Here is a 14,200-nt window from a genome sequence, read left to right on the forward strand (position 1 = left end):
TCTGCTCGGGGATAAGTCGTGAAGAAGCACGCCAACTGTGGCGCACCAAAACTAGGCGGCAGGTTCGTCCTGCTGGGCGGGGGCGTACATGCGGTCAACCGTCGCTACACCGAAACCCAACGAAGTGTAGAGGGAATATGCGGTGGTGTTATCGGCGTCCACGTACAGGTCGATGGCGCGCAGCGGCTCGCCGTTCTCGTCCTCAGCGCAGGCGAGGTATGCCAGCGCGCGCAGGGTGAGGGTTCGGCCCAGGCCGCCTCCCTGAGCCTGCGGGTTCACACCCACCACGTAAATCTCACCGGAGGGGGACAGCTCGCCCTGCTCCTGACCGGTCGGAATCTTCGTCCAGGTGAATGCCGCGATGGCGGAGTCATCCTCCACCTCGGAGGCGATGAAGAAACCCTCAGGACGGAACCAGGGGGAGCCGGTGCGCTCGCGCAAATCGGCAAGGGTGAGCTTGCCCTGCTCCGGGTGGTGCGCAAACGCTGCGGCATTCACGCGTAGCCAGGGGAACTCATCCGCGCCGGTGAAGGTGCGCATCCGCAGGTTCTCCGGCAGAGTGCGCGCGTCAGAGCGTTCCACGAGCTCTTCGCGGGTCTGAGCATCCAAAGGCAGAACCATCTTGTACAGCACGCGCACCGGCTCGAAGCCGTGCAGGGTAGCGAACGCGTGGGCGGGGCTTTCAATGCCGGTGTCGGTGGCGCTGCCGTGAACCCAGAGTCGGTATCGTACGGCGTCTTCACCCAGCTGGCGAACGGCGTGGTCGAAGAATGCGCTGCCGGCGCCTCGTCCGCGGTATTCGGGGGCGACGGCTGCCTCAATTACGCCGGTATCTTCGTCGTCTGCCGGGGTGAGCGCCACGAAGACGGCGGCGAGGGTGCCGTCGTCCTCGGCAACAAAGAAACGCGGAGGGGTGAGGGTGCTTTCGCGCAATGCCTTGCTCAACTCAACGCGGGTCTGCTCAGAGAACGCCGAGACGCCGTCATGGCGGGCAACCTTCTGCGCAAAGGAATCGAATCGTTCCAGCAGCTCTTCGGTGAGATGCGGTTCCGCGTAGACAAGGGAGCTTTCAGCGGGCAGGGTGGAGGGATTGGGTGTCTGACTGTGTACCATCATCGCCTTCTTTCGTAGCCTTCTGATTCAACTCTACCGGGGATAGTTGCTCTTTGAAGAGTTTGTTCTTCGTCCTGGGCGAATATGACAAGAACCGGAACATTTACACATTCTGGTACTCGGCTCAGCGGAGAGGCTACTTTATAACGGGTACACCAAAACAGGGGTTGGAGCCCCAAAATTTAGCGGGTGCTGTTGAAGGAATAGCCCACGTTACGCACGGTCGAAATCATCTGCTCGTATTCGGTGCCGAGCTTGGAACGCAGACGACGCACGTGCACGTCCACGGTGCGGGTGCCGCCGTAGTAGGAGTCGTAACCCCACACCTCGGAGAGCAGCTGGGCTCGGGAGAAGACGCGTCCGGGGTGCTGAGCCATGAACTTGAGCAGTTCAAACTCTTTGAAGGTCAGATTCAGAGCGGTGCCGGAGAGGTGCGCCGAGTACGCCTGGGTGTCAATGACGAGGTTACCCGCGCGCACGATGCGCTCTTCGGAGTTCTCTTCTTCTGCGGCTGCGTCGCTCTTGATGGCGAGGCGCAGGCGCGCATCCATTTCGGAGGGGGACGCCTGGTCAGAAACAATATCGTCAACCTGCCAGGAGGCAGCAACCGCCGCCATACCGCCTTCATTCAGGAGTGCGATGAGCGGCAACTGTACGCCGGCGGCGCGCAATAGCTGGGCGCATTGGCGTGCTTTGACGAGTGCGGTGCGGGCGTCGACCATGAGCAGGTCGAAGGTCTCAGATTCGAGGGTGGTGTGGGCAGTGTCGAGGGGGAAGACGTGTACCTTGTGGCTGAGGAGGCTCAGCGAGGGGATCATATCCTGCGCGGCGGTATCGCTCATGAGCGCAATACGGTACACACTCTCTCCTTTCCTGCATATTTCCCGTGTAAAACTTTTGGCTCTTTCTAGTGTACTCGCCCGGCTGTGATGCAGTTGTGGGAGCTGGCGTAGCCTGTCGCCGAATATCGTATTCCGGACTGTTCATACAGCCTTTTCAACCGATGACTACGGGGGTTCTGGCATGCTGGCGCGGAACCGGGGTCCTGCCCGGCGCTAGGCGGGTCTTGCACCCGGGAAGCAGCTTGGGTGTCCACTATGTTTCCGCCGTTGATTCTGCGCCCTTTCGGGGTGGGTCTGTGGTAGGTTTAAGGCATGGAAAACAATCTTATGGCTCTTGAAGCTCTCTTCATGTCGCTGATGGCTATTATCTCCGTGTGCATCGGTATCGGTGCATTCGCAGTGTTGCGTGGCCTCTTCAGCGGACAGAAGTAGTCTTCCCGCACAGAGCAGAAGCATCGCCCACACAGGGCTTTAGGCGGTCGTACGGTTCGTACCGCCTCGCCAATGACGGCGTGAACCCCCACCCGGTCCCCTCCGGTTGGGGGTTTTTCTTTATGCTGCCCGCCGTACCGTTTACTCTGCAGACGGCGGCGCTGCCCCGTGCCGTGAGCGAACGAACAGGCTACCGTTGTACGCACGGGTACTAAAATGGAAGGTATGGCTATTGAAATCCCTACCAACCTAACCCCTGAACTTGTTCCCTTCGCATGGCTGCTCGGCACCTGGGAAGGCACCGGAACCATGTGGTACGAAGGCCAGGAAAACACCCCCTTCGGCCAGATTGTTACTTTTGAGCAGGATGGTCTGCCCTTCATCGAATACCGCGCTGAGTCTTTCCTGCTCGACGATGAGGGCCAGAAGCTGCGCCCCATCACCGTTGAAACCGGTTTCTGGCAGATTGACCGCCCCCTGACCGACGCTGACGGCGGCTTCGGCATTGTCCCCAAGGACGTTGTTCCCGCCTTCGCTGACGCGGCAAGCGTAGAGACTCTCCGCAACGCCGACGACGGATTCTCCCTGCTGGCGACCATTGCGCACCCCGGCGGTATTAGCGAAAACTACGTGGGCATGGTCAAGGGCCCGGTTATTCGCATGCAGACCGGCAACCTGCTGCGCGATGATATTTCCCACGACTACGCCGGCTCCGTGCGCCTGTGGGGCCTGGTCAACGGCAACCTCATGTGGGACTGGGAGATTGCAGACGCCGAGGGTAAGCTGCACAAGCACGCCTCCGCTGAACTGCGCAAGACCTCCTCGATGACCGGCGATTCCCTGGGCACCTCGATGTTCGGTTCCCTGGATGGCGAAGAGCCCACCGGCGAGCCCGGTTCCGAGCCCACCGCCTAATAACTAACTTGTGTCTGCCCCGCTGGTCGGCGGGGCAGACTCTTTGCGTGAAAGGTGCACCTTCCGTGACTGAATCTTCGATTGAAGCGCCTCAGGCTGAGGCACCCCAGCCCGATGCCTCCCGCCCGGTGAGCCCCCTGCTGAGCCTGCACGGCGCTTTTGCCGCCTCCGGGCTGGATGCCGGCGTCGCCGCACACTACGGCAACCCCATGCTGGAGCAGCGCGCCCTCAGCTTCGACCGCTCCGCCGAGGCAAGCGAACCGCTGGTGCTAGTGGATCGCTCCTGCCTGGGCGTAGTGCGCATTGAGGGTGCGGACCGCCAGACCTGGCTGACTTCTATCGCCTCGCAGATTCTGACCGGTATGACCGCCGGGGAGAGCCGCGAGTTCCTGCTGCTTTCCCCTCAGGGCCGCGTGGAGTACGCACCCGCCGCAATTGAAGACGGCGAGGCGCTCTGGCTAATCGTTGAGGGCTACCAGGCTCAGCCGCTGACCGATTACCTAAACCGCATGAAGTTCATGATGCGCGTTGAGGTGCAGAACCTCAGCGACGAGTATGCGGTGCTGGAGAGCGCCCGCAACCCGATCCTGCAGGACGGCTCGGTGCATCAGGTACTCGCTGAGTGCAAGCTGCTGGTGTGGGAGGATCCCTGGCACACTCCGGCACCGGGTAGCTACCGTTACGATGAGGCGGGCGATGCTCACCCGGGTGCGGACTACGTGCGTTTCTTAAGCATCGTGCGGCGCTCTGTTCTGTCCGCCCTGGCTGAATCTTCGGACGCGCGTTTTGCGGGTCTGTGGGCTGCGGAGGCTCTGCGTATTGAGGCGTGGCGCCCGCGCTACGGCACTGAAGCTGACGATAAGACCATCCCGCAGGAGCTGGATTACACCCGTACCGCGGTGCATTTCGATAAGGGCTGCTACAAGGGTCAGGAGACGGTGGCTCGTGTGCATAACCTGGGCCGCCCGCCGCGCCGCCTGGTGTTCTTGGATATTGACGGTTCGGAGCACACCCTGCCGGCGGCAGGTAGTGAGCTGTTCGTGGAGGGAAAGTCCCGCCCGGTCGGTCGTATTACCTCAGTGGCGTTGCATCACGAGGCGGGCCCGATTGCTCTGGCTGTGATTAAGCGCGGCGTTGACCCGCAGGCGCCTTTGCGTGCGGTTGATGGCGGCGATTTCCTGCCCGATGGTTCGCCGGCGCCGGCGACCGAGTACGCGGTGGCTCAGACGACGGTGGTTTCGCCGGAGTCCGGTGAGGTGGCGCGTCGTTCTTTGGCGGGTCAGGACTTCCTGAAGCGCTAGGCGCTCCCCGACCCAAAACCGCCTGAACTAGAACCCATCCCAACTAGAACCGCGGAGGCGGACACTCGTTGCGAGTGCCCGCCTCCGCGGTTCTAGTATGAGTGCTCAGCGAGCTTGCTGAACCTGCGGGGTTTAGCGGCCGAAGAGGACGGCTGCTTCTTCCCAGCGTTCCTGAGGCACGGACTTCAGGCCGTCCAGTGCCTCTTCGAGGGGTACGTACTTAATCTCGGTACCCTGCACGGAGACCATCTTGCCCCACTGCTTCTGAGCGACCATGTCGACTGCGCCCATGCCCAGGCGGGTTGCGAGCACGCGGTCGTAGCCGGTGGGTGCGCCACCGCGCTGGATGTGGCCCAGGATGGTGTTACGGGTCTCGACGCCGGTCATCTTCTCGATCTCGTGGGTGATGTACTCACCGATGCCACCGAGGCGGGGACGACCGTCCTTTTCGGTACCCTTGTTTGCCATGACGTCGTCGAAGCCTTCGGGGATGAAGCCTTCAGCAACAACAACCAGGGGAGAGCGGCCGCGGTCGTGTACTTCCTTGACCCATTCAGCAACCTGCTCCATGGAGACCTTGACCTCGGGAATCAGGATTGCGTGCGCGCCTGCAGCCATACCGGAATGCAGTGCGATCCAGCCGACGTGGCGGCCCATGACCTCTGCAACCATGCAGCGGTGGTGCGATTCACCGGTGGTGCGGATGCGGTCCATAGCCTCGGTCGCGATGGACACTGCGGTATCGAAACCGAAGGTGTAGTCGGTTGCGCGCAGGTCGTTGTCAATGGTCTTGGGGACACCGATGACGGGCAGGCCTGCGTCTGCCAGGCGCTTTGCGCCTGCGAGGGTGCCTTCACCGCCGATAGCAACGATTGCGTCGATGCCGTGGCGTTCCATCATGATTTCGATGTTTTCGGGGCCACCGTTGGGGCCGTCGAAGGGGTTGGTGCGGGAGGTACCGATGATGGTGCCGCCCTGGGCTGCCAGGCCGCGGACCTTCTGACGGGGCAGATCCATGTAGTCGCCTTCAACGACGCCGCGCCAGCCATCACGGAAGCCGACGAACTCGTAGCCGTACTTCTTGACGCCGTTGAGGACAGCGCCGCGGATGACAGCGTTCAGGCCGGGGCAGTCGCCGCCGGAAGTAAGCAGACCGATCTTCATAGTTGGCTCCTAATGTCTGCGCGTTTTAGGTGTTGTGCGCGCGTGTATATAACTATGACCTCCACGAATTCGGCACGCGAATGTTCGCCGGTCGGGAGGTCGTTCTCTTGGTCTCTATTTTAGCGATGTTTGGGTTGTGTGGGTAGTGGTGGAAAGCCGTGGGAACGCCTGTTTTGGTGCTGAAAAGTTCAGGTTTTTAGTACCTGTATGTTTGGGTTTGAAACACAAATAGCCGCCCTTTCCCACCTATGGCACCGAAGAGGCGAATGAGGCTTCCTCACATCTGTAAAGATGCGGGAAGCCTCATTCGTTTTAAAAATATTTTTAAATATTTGTGGGATTCTCCGTTTTTAGGGCAAAAAACGGTCAATAGTCCTGTGATTGATCGTTTCACACCGGTTTATCCCACGTCTGAACCGCTTCCCACGGGGTGAGTTGCAGGTTCAGCAGGCGCGCTCAGAGGGAGACGGAACTAGTCGTGTGCCTGACCGAGGAACTTCTGCAGGCGTGCCAGACCCTCCGCCAGGTCCTCGTCGCTCAGGGCGTAGGAGAGGCGCAGGTAGCCACTGGGGCCGAATGCCTCGCCGGGAACTACGGCGACCTCAGCCTTTTCGAGGATGAGCTCAGCCAGCTCTGCGGTGGTCTGCGGGCGTACGCCCTCAATTTCCTTGCCGAGCAGTTCGCGTACGTCCGGGTAGGCGTAGAACGCACCGGTGGGTACGGGGCAGTGCACGCCTTCAATAGCGTTCAGGCCATCTACGATGGTGCGGCGGCGGCGGTCGAAGGCGGCGTGCATGATTTCCACGTCGTCCTGCGGACCGGTCAGAGCGGCAAGGGCTGCGCGCTGGGCGATGTTGTTGACGTTGGAGGTCATGTGGGACTGCAGGTTGGAGGCTGCGGCGATGACGTCGCGCGGGCCAATCATCCAGCCCACACGCCAACCGGTCATGGCGTAGGTCTTTGCCACGCCGTTGAGGATGACACACAGGTCAGCGAGCTCGGGCACCGCCTTCAGGATGGAGACAGCCTGAACACCGTCATAGGTGAGGTGCTCGTAGATTTCGTCGGTCAGCACGAAAATACCCTTGGACAGTGCCCATTCGCCGATGGCGCGGGTTTCCTCTTCGGTGTAGACGGCACCGGTCGGGTTGGAGGGGGAGACGAAGATGAGCGCCTTGGTTGCGGGGGTGTAGGCGGCTTCGAGCTGCTCGACGGTGACCTTGTAGTGCTGGTCGCTACCGGCGAACACCTCGATGGGGTTGCCGCCGGCCAGGCGGATGCACTCGGGGTAGGTGGTCCAGTAGGGTGCGGGCAGCAGTACGTCGTCGCCTTCGTCAATGACGGTTGCGAATGCCTGGTAGACCGCCTGCTTGCCGCCGTTGGTGATGACAACCTGGGAGGGGTCAATCTCTACGCCGGAGTCGCGCAGGGTCTTTTCCGCGATTGCCTTCTTCAGTTCGGGAAGACCGGAGGCGGGGGAGTAGCGGAAGTTCTTGGGGTCGTTGAGCGCTTCGCGTGCGGCGTCCACAATGTGCGCGGGGGTGGGGAAGTTCGGTTCGCCTGCGCCGAAACCGATGACGGGGCGTCCCTGAGCCTTGAGTGCTTTTGCCTTTGCGTCGACGGCAAGGGTTGCGGAGGGTGCGATGGCACCGATGCGGCTTGAAATACGCGCCATGGGGCTCTCTTCTCTTTCTTCTTGTGCGCTGCCGGCGTGAAGTCGACAAGGAAATAGGTGATGGGAATGCACGTGTGGGACCAATCCGCGCGTGATGGGCGCGGGTGTGTGCGGCGTTCCTTGTAATAGGATACGGTCCACTAGTAGCGATGCGGAACCCTTCGTCAAGGTATCTCAAGAGGTTTTTCGAAAAATATTACATTTTGAAGTTGCATCGGCCACGAAAGATGGTTTACAGTTAGTTCTGCACCCGCAAGGGTGTAATTGTTTGCCCCTCTAAAGCCACGGCTTAGGAGGCAGTGGAGGAGTAGACACGTGAGAAGCAACTCTCACACCTGAAGTTAACGCTTCAAAGGGTGGTGGCTCAATTGGTAGAGCAGCGGTCTCCAAAACCGCAGGTTGCAGGTTCGAGTCCTGTCCGCCCTGCTTTTATTGCCTCAATAAATAATTTGTACGCCCGCACCCCGGGCGTACTTTTTTAGACTCAGAAAGGGGCAGAAGAAATGGCATCGTCTGCTACCGCCGAGAAGGCTGTTCAGCCCGGCGCATCGTCGAAGAGCGATAAGAAGCTCGGTTTCTTCGGCCGTATTTTTGCATTCCTCCGTGAAGTTTTTGCGGAGTTGAAGAAGGTTACTACTCCCACCGGACGTGAACTGGTTGGTTACTTCTTCGGAGTTCTGTTCTTTGTCGTGGTGATGCTCCTTCTTATTTCTGGTCTGGATTTTCTTTTCGGCCAGGGAGCATTCTGGATTTTCGGTAACGGAACGATTCAGCGTAACTAGTACTGGTTGCATCCTTATCTGGGGTGCACCATCAGTGATTTCCCTCAGCGCATTGGCGAGTGGAAGTCCCCTCTAGATGATTAACGATAGAAAGTAGGAGCGACGTGTCCGAGCAGGAACTGGTATCCGAGATTGAAGAGGTCGAGGTAGCCGCTGCTGAGGCTACTGAGGAGTCTGCAGCTATTGAGCAGCAGGCTGAGGAAGCTACCGAGGCTGTCGAGGTAGCTGAAGCAGCTGCTGAGGCTGCTGAGGAAGTCGACGCTCTGGAAGAATTCAAGTCCAAGCTGCGCCGTCAGATGGGCGACTGGTACGTGGTTCACACCTACTCCGGTTACGAGAACAAGGTGAAGACCGGTATCGAGACCCGTATCCAGAACCTGGAAGCTGAAGATGAGATCTTCGAGGTTCAGGTTCCCATGGAGACCGTGGTTGAGTTCAAGAACACCGTGAAGAAGACCATCCGCCGCGTGCGTGTTCCCGGTTACGTTCTGGTTCGTATGGAACTGACCGACCACTCGTGGGGCGTTGTCCGCCACACCCCCGGTGTGACTGGCTTCGTGGGTCAGGATGCGTACAACCCGGTCCCGCTGCGCATGGACGAGGTCTTCGACATGCTCCTGCCGGTCTTCGAAGAGCAGCAGCAGAGCCAGGGTCTGCCTGTTTCCAAGCCCGTTATCGAGTCCGACTACACTGTGGGCGAGAATGTCCGCGTGAAGTCCGGTGCTTTCGAGGGCATGGACGCTACCGTTTCGGAGATCAAGGGCGAGTCCCAGCAGATTGTCGTGATGATTTCCGTCTTCGGCCGCGATACCCCGGTGACCTTGAGCTTCACCGAGATCGAAAAGATTTAACGCTTTTAGCGTGTGAATATGAGCCTCGCACTTCGGTGTGGGGCTCATATTTTGTAGTGGCTGTATAGCCGGTGGCGGCTGCGCAGGTGAGGTTTACTCTTTCTGCTAGCTGGCGCTGGATTAAGTCGCTGATTAACGCTAGAATGTTGGTTTGTGTATGCGCATGTCACGCTTTCATGTGGATGCACGGGTGACCGCGCCACGGTCACCGTCTTGCCGGCGTACGCTCCTGTGCGTCGGTTCCCAGCTAAGAAAAGGACCCTACATTGGCTCCCAAGAAGAAGGTCACTGGCCTCATTAAGCTGCAGATCCAGGCAGGCGCCGCTAACCCGGCTCCCCCCGTCGGCCCCGCACTGGGCTCGCACGGTGTGAACATCATGGAGTTCTGCAAGGCATACAACGCTGCAACCGAGTCGCAGCGCGGTAACATCATCCCCGTTGAGATTACCGTCTACGAGGATCGCTCCTTCACCTTCATCACCAAGACCCCTCCGGCTTCCCAGCTGATTAAGAAGGCTGCTGGCGTTGCTAAGGGCTCCGCTGTTCCTCACACCACCAAGGTTGGTTCGCTGACCGAGGCTCAGGTGCGCGAGATCGCTGAGACCAAGATGCCCGACCTGAACGCAAACGACCTGGATGCTGCTTCCAAGATCATCGCAGGTACCGCTCGTTCCATGGGTATCACCGTCGAGTAATTTCGGTTCGCCGAATAGCCGAGTAATCGGCACCGTAGATTTTTCTACACAGAACTTGTAAATGCCCGTCGTATGGACGGGATGTGGCAGAGCCGAGCGCGGCTCACGAGACCACAACTGCATAAGGAGAAAAGCAGATGGCAAAGCGCAGCAAGGCGTACAAGGCAGCTGTAGCCAAGATTGAAGAGGGTAAGCTCTACACCCCCGCTGAGGCAGTTGCCCTGGCGAAGGAAACCTCTTCCACCAAGACCGACGCAACCGTTGAGGTTGCAATGCGTCTGTCCGTTGACCCCCGTAAGGCAGACCAGATGGTTCGCGGTACCGTGAACCTGCCCCACGGCACCGGTAAGACCGCTCGCGTGGTCGTTATCGCAGCAGGCCCCAAGGCTGCTGAGGCTGAGGCAGCTGGCGCTGACTACGTTGGTTCCGACGAGCTGATTGCAAAGATCGCTGGCGGCTGGACTGACTTCGACGCAGCGGTTGCAACCCCCGACATGATGGGCAAGGTCGGCCGCCTGGGTAAGATCCTGGGTCCCCGTAACCTGATGCCGAACCCCAAGACCGGTACCGTGACCATGGATGTTGCAAAGGCTGTTGCAGACATCAAGGGCGGTAAGATCGACTTCCGCGTTGACCGTAACTCCAACCTGCACTTCATTATCGGTAAGGCTTCCTTCACCGCTGAGCAGCTCGAGGAGAACTTCCAGGCAGCTCTGGAAGAGGTTAACCGTCTGAAGCCCTCTTCGGCTAAGGGTCGTTACATCTCCAAGGCAACCGTTGCTACCACCTTCGGCCCCGGCATCCCCGTTGATCCGGCTGCCGTTGTTGCCTAAGGTATGCACCTGTAGCTTCTAGCATTTAGCTAGTAGTCGCCCCCGACGTTTAGGCGTCGGGGGCGATTTTTTGTGCATGATTTTGTCTGTGTGAAGATTCAAAACACAGCGTGAAGATTCAAGACATTGCGTGACCGGAATCGGTTAAAGTACGTCACGGATTTCCAGCTTATATAGGCTTAAAACATAGAATGATTTTCTGGTCCCTGGTTCCTATGGCGTTGCCCATGCCCCGGCCCCGTTGAAACACATATTGGGGCTGCGTGCCCCCATCCTGCCCTACAACTATGAGAGGTAAAACCTAATGCCTTCTTCCCTTCAGAGCGAGCAGAGCGCCCGTCGCGGTCTCAGCGTGCCGGTCAATTATTTTGCGGTGGCGCTGGGCACCGGTGCTTTGGGTGCTGCCTGGCGTACCGGTGCGTCGAAGGGAATGGCACCTGATTGGGTGGGGGAGAGCATCCTGGCTTTTAACGCTGTGGTGTGGCTGCTCCTTGTGGGGTTTTTGGTTCATTCGGCGGTGAAGTACCGTGCGTGGGTGCGTAGTTTTTGGGAGCATCCGGCGCGTACCTGCTTCTTTTCGCTGATTCCGGCGACGACGGCGCAGGTGGGTGCGGCTCTCTACCCGTATGCTGAGGTTCCGGCTCTGACTCTGGTGGTGCTGGGAGCTGTGGGTCAGTTGTATTTCGCGTCTCATCGTATTGCCGGTACGTGGCGTGGTGGGTATGTGCCTGAGGCTGCCTCGCCGGTGCTGTATCTGCCGACTGTGGCGACAAATTTTGCGACCGCTACGGCGATGGGTTTTGTGGGGTGGCACGATATGGCGATGCTTTTCTTCGGTGCGGGCCTGATTTCGTGGTTCAGCGTTGAGGCCGCGATTCTGAGCCGCCTGCGCACCCTGACTCCGCTACCTCAGGGGGAGCGCGGCATTATTGGTATCCAGATGGCGCCGCCTTTTGTGGGTGGTAACGCGTACCTGGCGGCTAATGGCGGCACGGTGGACTGGTTCTTCCTGGTGCTGACCGGTTATGGCATTCTGCAGCTGTTCTTCTTGATGCGTTTGCTCCCGTGGACTCTTGAGGGTGGTTTCTCGATGAGCATGTGGGGTTTCTCGTTCGGTATGGCTTCCATGGCGGCGAGCGGTATTCGCTTGACGGCAGCTGGCTCGCTGGGGTTGGTGGGTTCTGCGCTAACGGTGGCGGGTACGGTTTTCCTCATCTTCCTGTGGGTGGGTACGCTGCATCTGGCGTTGAAGGGGCGTTTGCTGGTACGACCGAGCTAGGGTGCTCACATGAGACTCTGGTGCGAGGCTCGCGCGTTGTTTTATGACGGTGTTTATCTTCTGCACCCGTGCCGGGCACAAGTTTCGGCGATAATGGGGGAATGACTTCTGTATCCTATTCTTCTGCCGCGGCGGAGCCTTTTGAAGGCCTGCGTATTCGAGGTGTCGCTAAGACCTTTGGCACCGATACGACGGTTCTGAATGAGATTGACCTGGATGTGCACCCTGGCGAGTTGATTTCTCTGGTTGGTTCTTCGGGTACGGGTAAGTCGACTCTGTTGCGTATTATTGCCGGCCTGGAGGAGCCGAGCGCCGGTCGGGTGACCTACGCTGGTCAGCCTCTGGAGCGCGGCTCGGTGGGTGTGGTTTTTCAGCGCCCTATTCTGTACCCGCACCTGAGCGTGAAGGACAATATTCTGTTTCCGACCCGGCTGGGTGCGTTCGCCGGTCAGGTTGATATGGACTACTACCGTGAGCTGCTGGAGGCTTTGAAGCTTGAGGGGCTGGAGTCCCGTAAGCCTTCGCAACTGTCGGGTGGTCAGGCTCAGCGTGTGGGTATTGCGCGTGCTTTGATTCGTCGTGCCCCGGTGGTTCTTTTTGATGAGCCGCTGGCGAGTGTGGATGAGCAGATGAGCGCGAGTATCCGCGCCGATATTGTGCGCCTGCATGAGCGTTACGGTTTTACGGGCCTGTACGTGACCCATGATCAGAATGAGGCGCTCATGCTGGGGCAGCGTGTGGCGGTGATGGATGCTGGCTACCTGGTGCAGGTGGACACTCCGGAGCGGTTGCTGGCGCATCCGCATACTCTGCAGGTGGCGAAGCTTTTGGCGGCGCCCGCACTGAACCTTTTGGCCCTTGAGGATTCGGAGTCGCTTCCTGCCGGGTGCGAGTTGGCGATTCGTGCGACCGCTTTGTGCCCCGTGGCGGCAGACGCTGCTCATGCTCTGCCGGTGCAGGTGCTCGGTAGCCGCCATCTGGTGGGTGGCATGCTGTACCGCGCGCGTCTGTTGGATGCGGTGTCCCTGCCTCTGGAATCTCGGCGGGCTTCGGCGGATTCTGAGCTGAGCGCCCGAACGTGTGCCCGAGTGCGTGCCGGTCAGGAGCTTGAGTTCTTTATCTCGGATGCGCAGGGCGGCTCCTCCCTAAGTGTTGGGGAGCGGGTGCACCTGGGGGTGGCGGCGGAGCGTTGCTTCTTATTCTCGGATGGAAAGCGTTTTTACCTCTAGAACACGGTTTCTGGGCCTTTCAACCGGACCTTTTAGGTTGGAGAAAGAATGGTTATTTGGCTTAAAAGGGGTCTTTAAGTGATTAACCCCGCTTAATCTCATTAATTTCTTGTTTTAACTTGCGACTCGGGCTTTAACCTGAGATGATGAATGAACCAAAGACCGCCGGTCTAGAACTATGTCCTTTATCGCTACCTCGATGGAGACGAAGAACAGAGTTCTGATAAGAGCAGATTTCACTAGAAATCGCCGCCCGCGTAGGTAACTCGAAGTGAATAGCCGTCGCCCTCATGCAGGGTTCCGTCTATCGTGCCTCGTACGCCTACGCGTCGGGGCATTTTTTATTGCTTGCAATAAATGCTTCGAGGCTCTACCGGCGACCTTACAAGAATCGGAAGAAGGAACTACCATGGCGACTCAGGAAAAGATCGCTGCAGTATCCGAGCTGAAGGAACTCTTCGAAGCTTCGAACGCAGTCATCCTGACCGAATACCGCGGTCTCACTGTTGCACAGCTCAAGGAGCTGCGCCGCGCACTCGGTGCAGAGACCGAATACGCCGTGGTGAAGAACACGCTGGCTGCTATCGCAGCTAAGGAAGCTGGCATCGACGCATTCGAAGGCCACCTCCAGGGTCCCTCCGCACTGGCATTCATCAAGGGCGACCTGATTGATGCTGCTAAGGGCCTGCGTGACTTTGCCAAGGCTAACCCCCAGCTGATTGTGAAGAACGGTTACTACGAAGGTGCCGCTCTGACCGAGGACGACGTCAAGCGCTACGCTGACCTGGAATCCCGCGAGGTTCTGCTGTCCAAGGTTGCAGGTGGTGCAAAGGCTACCATCGCACGCATCGCACAGGTTGTGGACGCACTGCGCGTCAAGCTGGAGGAGCAGGAAGGCGCAGCTCCCGCTGCTGCCGAGGAGGCTTCGGAAGAGGCATAGGCCCCTTTCGTGCTACTGCACCAGCGCTGAGATACTCAGCAGCGTGAACGCGAATAGCGTGTAACGCACCCTAAATTTGACCGACCCTTTCGGGGTAGGTACTGAAGATTTACACCGCGGGCGTCAGCCCGCACCAGATAGTGAAGGAG

At 59.1% G+C, this 14,200-nt stretch carries 13 protein-coding genes and 1 tRNA gene; 10 read left to right on the forward strand and 4 right to left on the reverse strand.

The window, feature by feature from the left end; translation table 11 throughout:
• Window positions 1-51 precede the first annotated feature (51 nt).
• Both mshD and HMPREF2712_RS04430 read right to left on the reverse strand, forming a co-directional pair.
• Window positions 52-1,116 carry a mycothiol synthase gene (mshD, locus tag HMPREF2712_RS04425; protein WP_070615208.1) on the reverse strand — a complete coding sequence of 355 codons (1,065 nt, stop codon included), beginning with the start codon at window positions 1,114-1,116 and terminating at the stop codon, window positions 52-54.
• 179 nt (window positions 1,117-1,295) lie between these two features.
• Window positions 1,296-1,973 (reverse strand): winged helix-turn-helix transcriptional regulator, encoded by a 678-nt coding sequence (locus tag HMPREF2712_RS04430; RefSeq protein WP_005508348.1) that lies wholly within the window; start codon window positions 1,971-1,973, stop codon window positions 1,296-1,298.
• A gap of 639 nt (window positions 1,974-2,612) precedes the next feature.
• Here HMPREF2712_RS04430 and HMPREF2712_RS04435 point away from each other — a divergent pair.
• Both HMPREF2712_RS04435 and HMPREF2712_RS04440 read left to right on the forward strand, forming a co-directional pair.
• Window positions 2,613-3,302 carry a nitrobindin family protein gene (locus HMPREF2712_RS04435; protein WP_049341091.1) on the forward strand — a complete coding sequence of 230 codons (690 nt, stop codon included), beginning with the start codon at window positions 2,613-2,615 and terminating at the stop codon, window positions 3,300-3,302.
• A 65-nt stretch (window positions 3,303-3,367) separates the two neighbouring features.
• On the forward strand, window positions 3,368-4,603 hold the full coding sequence (locus HMPREF2712_RS04440) for a CAF17-like 4Fe-4S cluster assembly/insertion protein YgfZ (protein WP_070615205.1): 1,236 nt from the start codon (window positions 3,368-3,370) through the stop codon (window positions 4,601-4,603).
• A gap of 132 nt (window positions 4,604-4,735) precedes the next feature.
• On the opposite strand, the gene HMPREF2712_RS04445 is transcribed toward HMPREF2712_RS04440, so the two are convergent.
• Both HMPREF2712_RS04445 and HMPREF2712_RS04450 read right to left on the reverse strand, forming a co-directional pair.
• Window positions 4,736-5,767: a 6-phosphofructokinase gene (locus tag HMPREF2712_RS04445; RefSeq protein WP_005504866.1), complete on the reverse strand. Its 1,032-nt coding sequence runs from the start codon at window positions 5,765-5,767 to the stop codon at window positions 4,736-4,738.
• Window positions 5,768-6,239: 472 nt separating this feature from the next.
• The gene (locus tag HMPREF2712_RS04450; RefSeq protein WP_070819383.1) at window positions 6,240-7,442 is read right to left on the reverse strand and encodes a pyridoxal phosphate-dependent aminotransferase; all 1,203 of its coding nucleotides are present in this window, start codon (window positions 7,440-7,442) and stop codon (window positions 6,240-6,242) included.
• Window positions 7,443-7,795: 353 nt separating this feature from the next.
• Between HMPREF2712_RS04450 and HMPREF2712_RS04455 the strand changes: the two genes are divergently transcribed.
• The 8 genes from HMPREF2712_RS04455 to rplJ all read left to right on the forward strand — a co-directional run bounded on the left by HMPREF2712_RS04455 (window position 7,796) and on the right by rplJ (window position 14,051).
• A tRNA-Trp gene (locus HMPREF2712_RS04455) sits at window positions 7,796-7,868 on the forward strand.
• A gap of 77 nt (window positions 7,869-7,945) precedes the next feature.
• A complete protein-coding gene (gene secE, locus HMPREF2712_RS04460) occupies window positions 7,946-8,224 on the forward strand; it encodes a preprotein translocase subunit SecE (protein WP_070819384.1) in 279 nt (92 codons plus the stop codon).
• A 104-nt stretch (window positions 8,225-8,328) separates the two neighbouring features.
• Complete coding sequence (nusG, locus tag HMPREF2712_RS04465; protein ID WP_049338063.1) at window positions 8,329-9,075, forward strand: transcription termination/antitermination protein NusG; 747 nt, start codon at window positions 8,329-8,331, stop codon at window positions 9,073-9,075.
• Window positions 9,076-9,341: 266 nt separating this feature from the next.
• Window positions 9,342-9,770: a 50S ribosomal protein L11 gene (rplK, locus tag HMPREF2712_RS04470; protein WP_005504870.1), complete on the forward strand. Its 429-nt coding sequence runs from the start codon at window positions 9,342-9,344 to the stop codon at window positions 9,768-9,770.
• A gap of 137 nt (window positions 9,771-9,907) precedes the next feature.
• Window positions 9,908-10,603 (forward strand): 50S ribosomal protein L1, encoded by a 696-nt coding sequence (gene rplA / locus HMPREF2712_RS04475; protein ID WP_070819385.1) that lies wholly within the window; start codon window positions 9,908-9,910, stop codon window positions 10,601-10,603.
• A gap of 304 nt (window positions 10,604-10,907) precedes the next feature.
• A complete protein-coding gene (locus HMPREF2712_RS04480) occupies window positions 10,908-11,882 on the forward strand; it encodes a TDT family transporter (protein ID WP_070819386.1) in 975 nt (324 codons plus the stop codon).
• A 101-nt stretch (window positions 11,883-11,983) separates the two neighbouring features.
• Window positions 11,984-13,111, forward strand: a complete 1,128-nt coding sequence (locus HMPREF2712_RS04485; protein WP_070819387.1) for an ABC transporter ATP-binding protein — start codon at window positions 11,984-11,986, stop codon at window positions 13,109-13,111.
• Between the two features lie 409 nt (window positions 13,112-13,520).
• Window positions 13,521-14,051, forward strand: coding sequence for a 50S ribosomal protein L10 (gene rplJ, locus HMPREF2712_RS04490; protein WP_005504882.1), 531 nt, complete (start codon window positions 13,521-13,523; stop codon window positions 14,049-14,051).
• Window positions 14,052-14,200: the final 149 nt, after the last annotated feature.

This window comes from Rothia sp. HMSC064F07 (genome assembly GCF_001837265.1).
Taxonomy (GTDB): domain Bacteria; phylum Actinomycetota; class Actinomycetes; order Actinomycetales; family Micrococcaceae; genus Rothia; species Rothia mucilaginosa.